The organism is Microvirga sp. HS2 (assembly GCF_055792805.1).
Genome location: NZ_JBVVAJ010000062.1, coordinates 1 through 14,081, shown reverse-complemented (window position 1 = coordinate 14,081; position 14,081 = coordinate 1). Strand labels below are relative to the sequence as shown.

The 14,081-nt window shown below is 64.5% G+C and carries 11 protein-coding genes and 3 pseudogenes; 4 read left to right on the top strand and 10 right to left on the bottom strand.

All coding sequences use genetic code 11. The features are described 5' to 3' along the window. Positions 1-340, top strand: a pseudogene (locus ACS5Q0_RS26555) (hypothetical protein); the annotation flags it as partial. A gap of 243 nt (positions 341-583) precedes the next feature. Here the strand turns inward: ACS5Q0_RS26555 and ACS5Q0_RS26550 are convergent. From ACS5Q0_RS26550 to ACS5Q0_RS26520, 7 genes are read right to left on the bottom strand one after another with little or no spacing between them, the layout of a single operon-like run. Beyond that, positions 584-1,579 carry an FAD:protein FMN transferase gene (locus ACS5Q0_RS26550; RefSeq protein WP_473129642.1) on the bottom strand — a complete coding sequence of 332 codons (996 nt, stop codon included), beginning with the start codon at positions 1,577-1,579 and terminating at the stop codon, positions 584-586. Positions 1,580-1,589: 10 nt separating this feature from the next. Continuing rightward, positions 1,590-2,201, bottom strand: a complete 612-nt coding sequence (locus ACS5Q0_RS26545; protein ID WP_473129641.1) for a nitrous oxide reductase accessory protein NosL — start codon at positions 2,199-2,201, stop codon at positions 1,590-1,592. Beyond that, a complete protein-coding gene (locus ACS5Q0_RS26540; protein ID WP_473129640.1) occupies positions 2,198-3,028 on the bottom strand; it encodes an ABC transporter permease subunit in 831 nt (276 codons plus the stop codon). Before ACS5Q0_RS26540 ends, ACS5Q0_RS26545 begins: the two co-directional genes overlap by 4 nt. Beyond that, entirely contained in the window at positions 3,025-3,945 is a 921-nt protein-coding gene (locus ACS5Q0_RS26535; RefSeq protein ID WP_473129639.1) for an ABC transporter ATP-binding protein, read from the bottom strand. The genes ACS5Q0_RS26540 and ACS5Q0_RS26535 overlap by 4 nt, the downstream gene beginning before the upstream one ends. Further along, positions 3,942-5,321, bottom strand: coding sequence for a nitrous oxide reductase family maturation protein NosD (locus ACS5Q0_RS26530; protein WP_473129638.1), 1,380 nt, complete (start codon positions 5,319-5,321; stop codon positions 3,942-3,944). The genes ACS5Q0_RS26535 and ACS5Q0_RS26530 overlap by 4 nt, the downstream gene beginning before the upstream one ends. 22 nt (positions 5,322-5,343) lie before the next feature. Then, the gene (gene nosZ / locus ACS5Q0_RS26525) at positions 5,344-7,293 is read right to left on the bottom strand and encodes a TAT-dependent nitrous-oxide reductase (RefSeq protein WP_473129637.1); all 1,950 of its coding nucleotides are present in this window, start codon (positions 7,291-7,293) and stop codon (positions 5,344-5,346) included. A gap of 17 nt (positions 7,294-7,310) precedes the next feature. After that, positions 7,311-9,659 carry a 4Fe-4S binding protein gene (locus ACS5Q0_RS26520; RefSeq protein ID WP_473129643.1) on the bottom strand — a complete coding sequence of 783 codons (2,349 nt, stop codon included), beginning with the start codon at positions 9,657-9,659 and terminating at the stop codon, positions 7,311-7,313. Positions 9,660-9,950: 291 nt separating this feature from the next. On the opposite strand from ACS5Q0_RS26520, the gene ACS5Q0_RS26515 reads away from it, so the two are divergent. After that, positions 9,951-10,823 (top strand): ferritin-like domain-containing protein, encoded by an 873-nt coding sequence (locus ACS5Q0_RS26515; RefSeq protein WP_473129636.1) that lies wholly within the window; start codon positions 9,951-9,953, stop codon positions 10,821-10,823. A 269-nt stretch (positions 10,824-11,092) separates the two neighbouring features. On the opposite strand, the gene ACS5Q0_RS26510 is transcribed toward ACS5Q0_RS26515, so the two are convergent. After that, entirely contained in the window at positions 11,093-12,244 is a 1,152-nt protein-coding gene (locus tag ACS5Q0_RS26510) for a hypothetical protein (protein WP_473129635.1), read from the bottom strand. Positions 12,245-12,351: 107 nt separating this feature from the next. Beyond that, positions 12,352-12,675 carry a metal-sulfur cluster assembly factor gene (locus ACS5Q0_RS26505; RefSeq protein WP_473129634.1) on the bottom strand — a complete coding sequence of 108 codons (324 nt, stop codon included), beginning with the start codon at positions 12,673-12,675 and terminating at the stop codon, positions 12,352-12,354. A 330-nt stretch (positions 12,676-13,005) separates the two neighbouring features. On the opposite strand from ACS5Q0_RS26505, the gene ACS5Q0_RS26500 reads away from it, so the two are divergent. After that, the gene (locus tag ACS5Q0_RS26500; RefSeq protein ID WP_473129633.1) at positions 13,006-13,461 is read left to right on the top strand and encodes a pseudoazurin; all 456 of its coding nucleotides are present in this window, start codon (positions 13,006-13,008) and stop codon (positions 13,459-13,461) included. Positions 13,462-13,584: 123 nt separating this feature from the next. Next, positions 13,585-13,797, top strand: a pseudogene (locus ACS5Q0_RS26495) (NnrS family protein); the annotation flags it as partial. Here ACS5Q0_RS26495 and ACS5Q0_RS26490 read toward each other — a convergent pair. Beyond that, positions 13,791-13,961: pseudogene (locus ACS5Q0_RS26490) on the bottom strand (DDE-type integrase/transposase/recombinase); the annotation flags it as partial. The pseudogenes ACS5Q0_RS26495 and ACS5Q0_RS26490 sit on opposite strands and share 7 nt — an antisense overlap. Positions 13,962-14,081 lie beyond the last annotated feature (120 nt).

Below are 14,081 nucleotides of genomic sequence, written 5' to 3'. Positions count from 1 at the left end.
CTATGCGGATTACCCCGATGCGTTTGCGGGCTGGAACCTGGTGTCCTCGATGGGCGCCTACATCTTCTTCGTCGGATTGTTCGTGTTCATCGGCGGCGTGATCGATGCCTTCCGGCGCAAGGAAGCGGCAGCCGTCGGGGTGCGGTTGATGCGGCTGTTCGTGAGCACCATCTGGTCGCCCAGATCGTGCACGGCGCCGCTAGTATGGCGCTTGGATGCGAGGTTGCCGTATTGCTGGGCCGTGACCGTGTTGCGGGTGAGGCTCTCGGCCATTGGTTTCATATCGGCCGGCAGGGGCGTGGCTGCGTTGACCTGGGGCACGTGCACGGTGGCCCCGTGACTCTCCGGCCGGCCGAAGTCCTTGTGCGGGTCCGCCGACGGGGTGCTGGTCGGCGCGGGTTCGGCCCGCGAGGGGGTGTGGAACGGGGCTAGTCCTGCTGGGCCGCTGCGGGGAGGGCCATGAGCACGGCGCAGAGCGCGGTGGCCGTGAGGTGTGCCTTCATTGTCATGATCTTCTGCCAGTTGGGATGCACGTCAATGATCCGCGGCGGGCGCTGTTCCTGGCGCATCCACGCTGAAACGGCTACGCGCGAAGATGCATCCTTTCTCCCGATGCCGTGATCAGGTGTGCCTGGCCCTCTCCAAGCCGATGGAGCGCCTTGGCAGCGTCTTCGGGCGGCATGAGGCTGAAGGCGGTTGACAGCGCATCGGCGGAGGTGGCGGTCGGCATCATGACCGTCACGCTGCGGTACAGGTGCGCCGAGTCGCCGGTACGCGGGTCGAACAGGTGGTTAAAGCGGCCTGCGGGATCGAAGCGGAACCCATAGCTGCCGGAGGTGGCGACCGCCTGGTCGACAGCGTCGAAGGTTTCGAGGATCTCCTCGGGACGATCCGGGTCGGCGATGCCGACGCGCCAGGGTTCGCCCGAGGGATGAGATCCCACTGCCCGTGGCTCGCCCATATCGACAAGGGTGCGCTCAATGCCGCCCACCCGCAAGAGGTCCACCACTCGGTCGGTGGCGTAGCCCTGGGCGATGCCGTTGAGGGTCAGCCCCATGCCCCGACGAGCGAGGGCGATCCGATCCGTATCAAAGACGACTCGGTCGAATCCCACCTTGGCGAGGGCTGCCTCCACTTCGGCTCCGGGTGGGCCCTGCGGGTCGGCGTCCGCCTGAGAGAAATGGCTCCAGTAAAGAGCCCACAGGGGCTGCACGGTCGGATCGAAGGCTCCGGCTGTCAGGTCGGCATGGCGGCGGCATTCCGCCAGGGCTTCAACGAGTTCCGCAGGTGGCGCCACGAGAATTCCCTGTCGGTTAAGAACGGAGAGCGCTGAGTCCTCCCGGTAGAGACTGAATACTCCTTCCAGGCGGCGCACCTCCGCGAGCGCGCGCTCGACCAACCGCTCGGCCATCGTACGGTCGTGGTGATGCACCTGCAGGGTCGCCACCGCGCCCATGGCCTGCCCCCGCCAAGTCACGAGGTGGCCTTCGGCCCTGGCGGAACGGCCGAACGGCACGAGTCCCAGGCCCGCCGCTGCTGCCGTGACTCCGATAAAACGCCTGCGCGAAAGGAGAGACATGGCAAGCTCCCTAATGATGGGCATGGTTGGTCTGCGGAGAGACGGGCACGCCATGACCGGGATGCTCACCGTGTCCCCCATCCGGTCCCGGCCCTTGCTCCACCGAACTCGTCATCTCGGCCGTGCCGCCGAGGACGTAATCCTTCGGTACCTCCGAGAAGGCCACGACGCGCCCGCCGTTATCGGCCGCAAACTTCTCCGCAGCGGCCTTGTCGGAGAACGGCACGGCCTCCTCGCCGCCCATGCCACCTTGCATGCGGCTGCCGATCACGAACGAGGCCTGCTTCGCATCGACCCAGTTCGTCACTCCGGGCTCTTCCCAGCTTGGCGCCTTGGCCATGTCGGAGACATAGATCGCGCGAATGTCCTTCGGCTCCTCCGGCAGCATTGTGAAGGAGATCGCGTCGCGCGCAGACGAGAACCAGACCGGCTCCTTCTGGCTCGCGAGGATGATCTGACCCTTGGGGCCTGGATGCTCCATCACGTTCATGCCGCAGTAGCGACCGATAGCCGAGGCCGTCATCTCCTGCGCGGGCGGAGGAGCCTCGGCCGCCTTCTGATCGTTGCAGCCGGTAAGGGCCAGCGCACTGGCGAAGGCCGTGAGGAGGGCGATTTTTCTCATAGCTCTCTCCTGGAGAATGCCAGCGCCGCGAGGCCGAGTGGAATGAGGGCCCAGGCGGCGAGCGTGGCGAGGAGGACGGATGGACTCAAGCTGGCGCTCTGCGCCACCCCGGCCATGCCGGAGAAAGTGCTAATGCCGGCCGAGCCGGTCAGATTGAACAGGCGGTATGCGTCGGCGGGATTGAGCAGCAGCAGGGCGTTGAGCAGACTGCCCGAGACGTGCTGGCCTTGATCGACGACGAGAAGACCGAGGAGAGCCATGTCGTAGATCAGCACGAATACGAGCCAGATGCCGATGGCGATGCCGGCGGCGGTGCCGCGTTCGCGCACAAGGGCGCTGACCAGATAGCCGACGGCGATGAAGGCGGCTCCCAGCAGGATCGATGAGCCGACCATCGAGGCAAAAGCCCTCCAGCTTTCCCCGTCGATGACCTCTCCCATGATGGCTAGAGCGCCCGCGGCCGCGCCGTAGCCCAGCAACGTCGCGAACGCCAGGATGGACAGGTGGCCGACGAACTTGCCGAGCAGCACCTGCCAGCGCGCCACTGGGTAGCTCAGGAGCAAGAGCATCGTGCCGCGCTCCATCTCGCCGACGATGGCATCATGCGAGATCAGCAAGGCGATCAGCGGCAGCAGGAGAATCGTGAGGCTTGAGAGACTGACGATCACCACGTCGAGGGCGCGGACGCCGACGGTGCCCGTTGGTGCGCTGCCGAGGAAGGTGAGCGACAGAGCAAGGCCGGCCAGCAGCAGGGTCGTGGCGAGCACCCAGCGGTTGCGCAGCCCCTCCTGGATCTCCTTGCGCGCGACGATCAGGATGTTTCTCATCGCGCGGTCTCCTGCGAGAGAAGGAAATGGGCATAGAGCGCGTCGAGGGTCGGCGGCACCACATCGAGATCCTCAACCGGTGCGCCTTCATCGGTTGCGCGGCGCAAGACCTCTATCTTGCGCTCGGGAGCCGCATCGATCTCGACCACGTGGCCGTTGACCCGACGCCAGTCATCGACGGGGCCGAGCCAGTTCGGGATGTTCGCCAGTCCGGCATCCGTGACCTTCAGGCGGATGCGGGTCGGCAGCCGCGCGATGCGGCGCAACTCGTCGAGCGTGCCGTCGGCGACCTTCACGCCTCGGTTCATGATGATCACGCGCCCTGCGCGCTCCTCCAGCTCCGTCAAAGCGTGCGACGACAGCAGCACCGTGGCTCCGCGCCCGCGCAGTTCCTCGACGATCTCGTAGAAGCTTTGGCGCAGGGCCGGGTCGAGGCCCGTCGTCGGCTCGTCGAGCAGGAGCACGCGCGGTTCGCCGAGCAGCGCCTGGGCGAGGCCGAGGCGCTGGCGCATTCCCTTGGAATAGGTGCCGACCCGTCGATGCGCGGCATGGGTGAGGCCAACGCGATCGAGGAGCGCCGTGACCGACTTCGTTGGCTCCCGCTTGAGACGGGCGTAAAACGCCAGCGTCTCATGCCCCGTCAGGGCCGCATTGAATGAGACACTCTCAGGCAGGTAGCCCAGCCGCCGCCGGGCCTCGAACTCCCCTGCGGCCGGATCGTCGCCGAGCACGGCGATGCTGCCGCTGGTGGGCCGGATGAGGCCCAGCATCAGTTTCATCAGCGTGGTCTTGCCGGCGCCGTTGTGGCCCACGAGCGCGACCGTCTCGCCCTCGGGGAGCTCGAACGAGACATCGCGCACGGCTTCGACCTTGCCGAAGCGCTTGACCACGTTGCGGATCTTCACCGTCCCAGTCATGGCCGACCTCCTTCCGCGACTGTCTTCGGACGCGTGGGCGGCGCCATGAGGGGATGGCTGTCGATGACGCCACCCGGCAGCAGAGCCGGGAACTGCGCCTGTGCCCACCGGATTACCTGCACGGCGGGGCTGTTCATCAGCACCTTGGCCTGTGGCGCGGTCCAGAGCACCTTGTCGACGAGGTCGTTCGGGCGGTAGGCGCTGTCGCCGATCCCGTCGCCATTCAGGTCGAATGCCGGGTTGTCGCTCCAGTAATTGCCGCGCCCGTCCTTCGACCAGTCGAGATAGCGTGTGCTGACATACTTCACTTGATTGCGGTTTCTGATGAACGCGTTGCCGACCATCTCGTTGCGCTCGGATCCAGCGGTGAAGTGAATGCCGATTTCGCAGCCCTCAAACCAGTTGTCGCGGAAACGGTTCTGATTGGCGTTGTAGATGAAGACGCACTTCGTCGGGCCGGGTCTTGCACCAGTGACCTGATTGGCGGAGCCTTCTTCCTGAACTGGCACGGCGTGCTCCTTGTCGTCCTTGGCTCGTGTTCCGGCCGTGGTCCAGCGCTCCGCAGGCTGAAGGCGGCCCATGACGGTGTTCCCGGTAATTTGCGACTGATTGGCATAGTTGAACAGAAAGCCATGGTCGCGGTCGCCGTCAGAGATATTCCCGGCGATCTTGAGCCGATGCGAGAACATGATCGCATATCCGACCGCGTTGTTGACCGAGACGTTGTCCGCGATTTCGCTGTCATTGGTGTACATGTAGTGGATCGCGAAGCGTAGATCGCGAAAGCGGTTGCCCGTGAACACGTTGCGCTTGCTGGTGATCACGAAGATACCGTCACGTCCGAAACGGACGTCATTGTCGATCACTTTGGCGCCGGGAGCGTTCCAGACCGAAATGCCATTTCCGGCCTCATTGATGCGGCCTTCCTCAATGCCGATGATCGTGTTCCCCCGCGCAACGGCATTCTCGGCGCCATGAAGATAGACGCCGTAGAGGTTTCCCTCGATCCGGTTCCCCTCGATCCTGGCTCCGACGGCATCCTTTTCGACGAAGACGCCGGCATCCATCTTCTCGGGATCCTTGCCGGAGCCGCGGATGGTCAGGTTCCGGACGGCGGCCTCCGGCGCGGCGAGCGTTACAACGCTTCCCCGTCCAGGGCCGACAAGAATTGCGCCCTCCTCACCCTCGACCGTGATCCTGCGCGTGATCCGGACGGCACCGTGATGCTCTCCTGCCTCAAGGACGACCACGTCGCCGTCCTTGGCCCTGTCAATAACAACCTGAGGGCTGTCGTGCGGGTGCACGATCATCCGTTCCGCGTAGGCGGGCGAGACGAGACTGGCGGCGGAGACCGCCACCAGCCCTAGGTGCATCATGGTTCGGGCTTCCGCCATGGCGTCAGGTTGCCCGTGGTTCGACGAACATGCGGCCCTTCATCTCCATGTGCATCGCATGGCAGAACCAGGTGCAGTAGTACCAATACACGCCCGGTTTCGAGGCCGTGAAGGTCACCGAAGCCGTTGCCTGCGGCGCGACCTCCATGTTGATGCCGTAGTTGGTGATGCAGAAGCCGTGCGTCAGGTCTTCGACGTCGTCGATGTTGGTCACATAGACGGTCACTTCGTCGCCCTGCTTGACCTGGAAGCTCTCCAGGCCGAAGGCCGGCGCGGCCGAGGTCATGTAGACCCGGACCTTGCTGCCATCGCGGATCACCTTCGAGTCCGCCATCAGGTCAACGCCGTCGGCTTTGGCCTGCTGCACCGCGTCGGCGAAGAACGAATCGTCGCGATTCCACACATGCACCGGATTGACCTTGGATCGATGCACGATGGTGGCGTCATGCGGCTCGGCAAAGCTCGGGCCGTCGTGGACGAGCACCATTCGGTCGCCAGAGATGTCGATGAGCTGGTCGTTCTCCGGTTTCAGCGGGCCGACATTGAGATATCGGTCTTTCGAGAACTTGTTTAGCGAGATGAGCCACTTGCCGTCCGCCTCTTTGGTCTGGCCCATGGAGGTGTGGTTGTGGCCCGGCTGGTAATGAACGTCGAGCTTCTGAATGACGGGATTGACCTTTTCACCTTTGAATGCGCGCTTCGCCAAATCGATGTTCCACTTGACCACCTGGCTGTCAAGGAACAGGGTCGTGTAGGCATTGCCCTTGCCATCATAGGCCGTATGGAGCGGGCCGAGACCCAGTTCCGGTTCCGCTACCACGGTGTCGCGCGGTTGAATCTTGTCGTCGAACAGGTCATCGAACTTGCGCACGTCGAAGACCGTCACGGTCGGCGAGAGTTTGCCGTTGGCAACCACGTGGATGCCGTCGGGCGCGGTGTTCATGCCGTGTGGGCTGTTCGGCACCGGCACATAGCGGGTATATGGGGAGCCATGGCCGCCGTCGAGAACAGGCACACCGTTGATCATCTCGGCCTTACCGGCTTTTACCGCCTCCTCGATACGCTTGATGTTGAAGATGACGACCCAGTCCTGCTCCTTGGACATCATCTCGGCCAGCGTGACGCCTTCTTCCGAGTTGTAGCAGGTCGCGAAGGCATATTTGCCCTGATAGTCGGCGTCGACATTGTCGAGATTGCCGTCGACACGAATCTGCCAAGCGACTTTCATGGTATCGCCGTCGACGGCGCTGAAGATCGCCGCGTACTGCTTCGGATCGTCGAGGATCTTGCCGTCGTTCACGAGTGGAACCCGATCCTCGCCATTACAGAAGACGTAGCCCGTGCGCGGATACTTCTGGACGCGCAGGCCATGCACGGTGTGCTGGTTCGGCAACTGGACGATCTTGTCGCATTTCATCACATCGAGGCGAATGCGGCAGACGCGAGTGTTGGACTTGTCGTTGGCGAAGAGATAGCGACCGTCATAGGTGCCGTCCGTGAACGAGAGGTGCGGATGGTGCAGATCACCGTTCTGATAGACACCTCCCTTGTCCTTCAGGAATTCCACACTCTCCGGCAGAAGCCCTTCCGTGAGGATCTTACGGCTTTCGTTGGTCAGCCCCCAGCCGGTGGCGCTGTCGCGATTGAATACAGGAATGCGCATCAATTCGCGCATCGAGGGCAAGCCGACGATGCGGACCTCGCCCGTCTGGCCGCTGGAGAAGAACACATAATATTCGTCGAGTTCGCCCGGTTTGACCTCGGTCTTGTTGGCCACCGCAGGCCGTGCCGCTGGAGCAGCGGGTGCGGTCTGCGCCTCGGCGGGCGTGATGACGCTCGCATCCTTCAGGGAGACTCCGCCGGCGACACCTGCCGCCCCTGCAGCCGCGGCCGCAGCCGTCGTCCCAAGCACCTGACGCCGGCTGAAGCCGTTTTTCTTTTCTTCCTGTGACACGTGAGCCTCCTTCTTGCTCATGAAGCGGTGGTAGGAACATCGGCCGTGGTCGGCGTGTCAGTAGGCGTTCCGACGACCTTGCCCTTATGGGTGATGACAGGTTTAGCGGGCCCTGGGCCGCTGTCTTTGCTCCCGCGCATAGACGGAGACGAAAGCGCCTCGCGCTTCTCCCGCTTGAGCCGTACCTGGATCATGTGCGGGCAGCGCTGGTCGTCGTGATAGAGCTCCTGGCAATGCATGCAGTAGATGCATTCATTGACGTTGATGAAGCCTTCCGGGTGGATCGATTGAACAGGGCATTCCTTGGCGCAGCGCTGGCAGGGCGAGCCGCATTCGGGCCAGCGCTTCAGCCACTCGAACATGCGGATCTTGCCCGGAATCGCAAGCGCCGCTCCGAGCGGACAGAGATAGCGGCAGAAAAAGCGCTCGATGAAGAGGCCGATGGACAGCAGCGTCAGGGCATAGATCACGAACGGCCAGTCGCGGACGAACTTCAGGATGATGGATGTCTTGAACGGCTCGACCTCGGCAAAGACCTCGGCCAGCGCGACGTTGTAGAGCGACAGCCCGAACAGGCCGAGGAAGATGATGTACTTGATGGGCCAAAGGCGCTCGTGCAGACCCCAGGGAACGGTGATCTGCGGCACCTTCAGCCATTGAGCGATGTTGTTGGTCAATTCCTGCAATGCGCCGAAGGGGCAGAGCCAGCCGCAGAAGGGACCACGGCCCCAGAACAGTAGCGCTGCCGCGACCGCCGCCCAGAGGATGAAGATCAGCGGCGCAGCGAGGAAGAACTCCCAGTTGAAGCCGGTGATGAGCGAGTTGGTGAAGGTCAGGACGTTGACGACCGACAGCTGGGCATTGGCGTACCAGCCGAGCCAGATCAGGGTGAAGGTCAGATAGGCGCGGCGAACCCAGACGTAGACCTTCGGGCGGCGGACCAGGTTATCCTGAAAGAAGAAGATGGCGGTGAGGACCAGGAGCGCGACGGCGGCGATGCCGATGGAGACGGTGTTGGTCTTCCAGATCTTGAGCCAGAGCGGATCCTCCAGCCCGCCGGCCGCGAGCGCATCCGCGTCGTTGAGCGAAGGCGCGGCCGGAGCTGCGGGGACTGCGGACGGTGCAGTGGCCTGACCCTGTGCCTGTGGCTGCTGTGTCGGTGCCGGAGCGGGAGCCGGCGCAGGAGGCTGCTCGACCCGCAGATACTGGTCCGGCAGGCTGTATTCGAGGTTATAGGTCAGAAAGGCCTTGTCGCGCGCCCCGACATTCCTTTGGACGAGCAATTGCAGTTGCCAGGGCTCGGCCAAATCCAGCTTGAAGTCCTCGGGCACGACGAACAGGGCAATCTCACGCAAGTCCGGCGCACCCGCCGCGGCGAGGGAACCGAGGCGGGTATGGTTGCGATCACGGAAGCGGGTGCTCTGGCCATCCTGGAGCAACTCGATGCGGTCGAAGATGCCGCCGCGGACATAGCCGGAGCCCTTGAACGAGTAGGCCCCGTCGCCTGCGACCACGATGGCCTGCTGGTCCGGCTTCAGCCGTGCCTTGAGCTGCTCGTAGCCGGCGTCGCCGAGCAGGCTGCGCCCGATGGTGGGCACGCTCACGGGCGCGAGGTAGAGATCGATGAAGCTGTCGTTCGGATCGCTTGTTTCCGAATTGCTGGCTGCCTCCTGCTTGCCAGCCTTGGCGAAGGCTTCGTTGACCTCCCCGATGGTGAGCGACAGGCGGCGGACCGATCCGTCGCCGAGCAGGGTCTGCCAATCGCGGACCTCGTTCTTCGAGAGATCGACGGTCTTTACCGCCGCGGGTGCCGCAGCGGCCGCTCCTGTCGCGGGGCCGCCCGCACCGAGGCGACCGCTGCGGATGAGCCGCACGGCGGATCTTACGATGCTGTCGCCCATCACAAGCACCGTCACGGTTGCGCCGCTGACGATGTCGACCTGGGGCGGCCGCTCGGCGCCGGTTGCAACCGGCTTCATGTCCTTGCCGATGAGCGTGTTCATGGCGGCAATAATGCGCCGCTCAGGGATGCCGACGAGGACGATGGGTTCCTTGTGGTCGACCAGCTTGATCCCGGCGATCACACCGTTCGGATTAATGCCGACCAGGAGGTTGATCGGCTTGCCGGAATAGCCCGTCGCACCGGTGAAGTCGGAGTTCAGGTAGACATAGCCGAGCAGGCGATCGCCCTGTTGGACGGGAACGAGGGGAGGGTCGCCCTGTGGCGGCCCGAAGCGGTCGGCGCCCGAAAAGAACTCCGTAGGCTGTGCCTTCGGTAGGAACTCTTGCACACGCCCTGCCGCGGAGGCGGGGCCTGCGGCCAATAGGAGCGCCAAGGTCCCGAACAGTGCCAGAGCCTGAAGGATCTGCAGCGTGATGATGGGAAAGGATCGGGCAGGCTTCGAGGGATTCGATCTTTCCAACAAGGGACTGTCCAGCGTTAGGTTTTTTCTGAACAGAAAACACGGAACGGTCAGCCGACGGAAAGGTTCCGGCTGTGTTGCGTTTTTCCGAGGCTGGATCGGGGAGGATCATGACGCCCGGCGCTTTATGAATCAGCCGAGCTTGTCGCGCTTTGATCTGGCGCAAATTGACGGATCGGTCATCCCTCGTCAACCTCTGACCACCATCAACCATCGCGTCAGGCGGAGAAACCAATGTCGCTGCTGAAAACCGAGCCGACCGGCTCCGTGACCTCGCTGGAGGAACTGTTTGCCATCGCGGCGGCCCTGGAACGGGAGGCGGCCGACCGCTATGCCGATATCGCCGGCCGCATGCGCCGAGAGGGCAACCCGGCTCTGGCGGAGGTGTTCGAGCGCCTGTCCGCCGACGAGCAGGGCCATCTCGACGGCGTGATTCACTGGTCGCAGAAGACGAAGGGGCGGAGTCCCGACCCGGCGCGGATCCGCTGGGAGTTGCCGGAGACGTTCGATGACGAGGGCGCCGCAACCACCGATCCCCGGCTGTTGAGCGCCTACCGGGCCCTTTCCATGGCGGTGCGCAACGAGGAGCGGGCCTTCGCCTTCTGGAGCTACGTCGCCGCCCATGCGGAAGCCGCGGAAATCCGCCAGGCGGCGGAAACGATGGCCTATGAGGAGCTGGGGCATGTGGCGACCCTGCGGCGGGAGCGCCGGAGGGCCTTCCATGCCGAACGCAGGCGCCCGGGCGCGGCTCGGAACGGCAGAGCGGCGGATTTCGCCGACCTTGAACGGCGGCTGGCAGAGCTGCTCGAACTGCTGGCTGACAAGGCCCCGGCACCGGAGCACGCGCGCCTGATGGCGTTCGTGGAGGAGGCGAGACGGAACGCACACGAGCTGGAGCAAACGCCGCTCCCTTCAGACCAGCCCGCCGTGCATACCCTCCCGAACGATCCGGCGGCATTGGCCGAACTCCTCACCGAGCGCTATCTCGAAGCCGGCGACAACCTTGGCGATGAAGAGGCGGTGCGGCGGGCCCAGATATTGGCCGGACGCGCCATCGCCCGTCTGGCATGGCTGCGGTCTGACCTTCCGGAACTGCAGGCTTCCTGACCGGACGCCACTCTCCCGATGACGCCGCCCGTGCCGACGCAACCGAGACGGCGCTGGCCTTCGGCCCGAGGAGGCCCGCTAAGCCGTCAGGCGCCTTGCCGCTCGACACTTATGCGGCCGTGCATCGCATGGCAGAAGAAGGTGTAGAATTACCAGTACACGCCAGACTGAGCGGCGATGAACGTGATCGAGGCCATTGCCTGTCGCCCCATTTCGCGCTGTCCTCCATCCGTGTCATGGCTGGCTATCTAAGCCTGGGCTAGAGAGGATCAACGCGCCTGGGGTTCACCTTGGCAGTGTTCCGCTGGGCGGGCAGCCTTGCGGTCATTCCGCGATGCGCGGGCGAGGCTGGCGGCGAACCCGACGAGGGCGAGGAGCGTGAGGACGCCGCTTGCCATCCGCCCGGCGTCCCATCCTGCGAGATCCGCGCCAACCCGCAGGGCCACGGAGATATGCAGGATGCCGAGCGGAGCATAGAGGGCAGGGGCATAACGTACCCGGACCCGGGCGACCGCGGGCAGTATGATCAGCGCATGCCCGAACACCATTGAGAGGACAAACCCGACCAGCACCGCGTGTAGCGTAATGTCATAGCCGAACGTGCTGCCGTCCGGAGGGGACATGATCAGGCCAAGGCCGGCGAGGCCCAGCCATGCATAGCCGGCCAGCATGCAGACCGCCATGAAGCGGGTCTGCCCAGTCCGGCGCACGTTCAGGCGAGTGATGTCGTGGCGGATGAGCCACGCCGTCGTGACGAGCAGGGCCAGTCCGAAGAGGATGGCGCCGTCTCCGGTGGGCAGGCCGTTCTGGGCACCAACGATGAGCAGGCCAGTGGCGAACAGGAACAGCGCCTCGTTACCGCGCCGCTGCAGCATGAGGCGGCTGAGTTCCTGGCGCTCGCCGGCGATGGTCAGCACCAGGAAGGCCAGCCACCAGCCCACCACGTCGGGCACCGGATTCCCCAGGAGCCAGAGAACATTGCCGGACAACCATGCCAGGGCGCCGAACAGGAGCGCGCCGGTGAATATGGCTGGCTGCTGGATGGTGATCAGGAGCGACCCGCCCGCCAGCACCGCCGCCGCAGCCGCGTACGCGCCAGCGCCGAAGGCCTCCGGCGCGCCGGCGAGCAGAGTTAGGGTCCCGAGCCCGGAAAGGGCCGGGGCGGCGTAGCTCCACCTGCAGCCGAGCGCGACGGCGCGCTCCAGGCTGATCAGCGTGCCGAACAGGCCCGAGATCATCAGTGGTCCATGTAAGGCGGCGAGGGAGCCGCTGGCGGGCAATGCCCAACCGAGCCGTACCAAGGCACCGTACAGGCCGGCCAGCAAGGCAAGGGCCGCAAGGACCATACAGGCGAACCGCAGCTCCAGACGGGGCTTGGGCCCCACCAGGGCCAGGGGGACCGACGAAGACATGTCAGACATTCAAGCAACTCTCCTAACGCCCGCATCCAAGGGGCCGGACCGTCTGCGCGCCGATGCAGCGGGGGCTGCGCGGTGGCATCAGCGCGAGGCAGTCCGCGGCGAAGCGATCATGCGGCTTCTCGCGGGGTGCGGCCCAACAGTTCCTGCCCCCGCGGCGTGATGCGGTCGGGCGTCCATAGCGGGCTCCACACCAGGTTCACGGCAATCCGCGGGACGTTCTGGAAGCGGCGCGCCAAGCGCCCGCGCGCGTCTTCAACGATCATGTCCCCGAGCGGGCAGGCCCGGGTCGTCAGGGTGAGCGCCACGGCGATGCCGCCGTCCCCGTGCTCCGCCGCGTAGACGAGGCCGAGGTCGACCACGCTGAGCCCAATCTCGGGATCCATCACGTCCTGAAGGCAATCGAGAATGTCGGGATCGAGAAGGCGGGTCATTGCATGCACCTTGGGCGGGCTCCTTGGGACAGGTCACGTATACCTCAGCCGGGGCGGGCTGCTCTTTGCCCCCGCGCAAACGGGGCGACGAATGTCCAGAGGCCTGGATCCGGCGCACGGCCGGGTGGTTCCGGGCTGGCGGCCCCGCACGAAGTGTTCCCCCACAGTATTTGCGTTGGCGCAAACAGCAGCCCTGTCATGCAATGCTTTTAGCGCAAATATGCCAACTCCTTGCGCCACATCAAACAGGTCCCATCCGCGGGAGCGTATGACAACTCCTCAAGAGCCGTACCTGAGGCTCGTTGAATTCGTATCCCAAAGGAGAAGATCATGCGGAAGGTTGTTGCACTCGGCGCTCTCGTGGCTGCTCTCGGGTTCGTCGGCGTGGCCGGCGCGGCCGAGGTTGAGGTGAAGATGCTCAACAAGGGCACTGAGGGTGTGATGGTGTTCGAGCCGTCCTTCGTGAAGATCAATCCCGGCGATACGGTGAAATTCGTCGCCGCAGACAAGGGGCACAACGTCGAGGTCGTCGAAGGCATGCTGCCCGACGGTGGCCAGAAGTTCGTCGGCAAGATGAACGAGGACATCTCCGTTACCTTCGACAAGGCTGGAGTCTACGGCTACAAGTGCAAGCCGCATTACGGCATGGGCATGGTTGGCTTGGTCGTGGTCGGCGACGCAGCCAATGTGGACCAGGCCAAGGCCGCTGCGCATCCGGGCAAGGCCAAGCAGGCCTTCGCTGCCCTGTTCGACAAGCTCGCCACGACAACGACCGCCGCGAAGTAAGGGCACCCTCCGAACTTCTGGCACCGCCGCGGCGAACCCGCCGCGGCGGTGCCAACCTCTTGCAGCGTCGGACGCCGGCGATTGGCCACGCAATGGCGTGCCCCCGAAGAAAGGAGGCATGCGATGGCTCCCATTCCCCGGCTGCGAGACTACACGGGACCCGCGCTCCTCTCCCACGGCCTCCGACCGTTCTTCCTGTTCGGCTCGCTCTATGCCGGTCTCGCGATCCTGGCGTGGCTGCCGGTGTTCTACGGCGAACTGGAACTGTCGACGGCCTTCGCGCCGCGCGACTGGCACATCCACGAGATGCTCTACGGCTACCTTCCGACGGTGATCATCACCCGTAGGGGGATGCCTTGCTTCTTGAGCAATTTGCGCGATAGCCGCTTGGCGGCTTTCGCATTGCGGCAGCTCTGAACCAGGGTGTCGAGCACGACCCCATGTTGGCCCACCGCTCTCCAGAGCCAATGCTTTTGGCCGGCAATGCTGATCACAACCTGGCGAGTCGCGCGGGGGAATCTCACCCCCGCGCGCTCCCAGAACCGTACGTGACACTCTCGCGTCATACGGCTCCCGATGTTCGGCCGTTTCCATGCAGAAAGCGCCAGTGCGCAAACAGG

Excerpts from the sequence above, each read along its gene's own strand:
- ACS5Q0_RS26500 (WP_473129633.1), top strand. The coding sequence starts at position 13,006 with ATGCGGAAGGTTGTTGCACTCGGCGCTCTCGTGGCTGCTCTCGGGTTC.
- ACS5Q0_RS26530 (WP_473129638.1), bottom strand. The coding sequence starts at position 5,321 with ATGATGCACCTAGGGCTGGTGGCGGTCTCCGCCGCCAGTCTCGTCTCG.
- ACS5Q0_RS26505 (WP_473129634.1), bottom strand. The coding sequence starts at position 12,675 with ATGACCCGCCTTCTCGATCCCGACATTCTCGATTGCCTTCAGGACGTG.
- ACS5Q0_RS26550 (WP_473129642.1), bottom strand. The coding sequence starts at position 1,579 with ATGTCTCTCCTTTCGCGCAGGCGTTTTATCGGAGTCACGGCAGCAGCG.
- ACS5Q0_RS26535 (WP_473129639.1), bottom strand. The coding sequence starts at position 3,945 with ATGACTGGGACGGTGAAGATCCGCAACGTGGTCAAGCGCTTCGGCAAG.
- ACS5Q0_RS26515 (WP_473129636.1), top strand. The coding sequence starts at position 9,951 with ATGTCGCTGCTGAAAACCGAGCCGACCGGCTCCGTGACCTCGCTGGAG.
- ACS5Q0_RS26545 (WP_473129641.1), bottom strand. The coding sequence starts at position 2,201 with ATGAGAAAAATCGCCCTCCTCACGGCCTTCGCCAGTGCGCTGGCCCTT.
- ACS5Q0_RS26540 (WP_473129640.1), bottom strand. The coding sequence starts at position 3,028 with ATGAGAAACATCCTGATCGTCGCGCGCAAGGAGATCCAGGAGGGGCTG.
- ACS5Q0_RS26510 (WP_473129635.1), bottom strand. The coding sequence starts at position 12,244 with ATGTCTGACATGTCTTCGTCGGTCCCCCTGGCCCTGGTGGGGCCCAAG.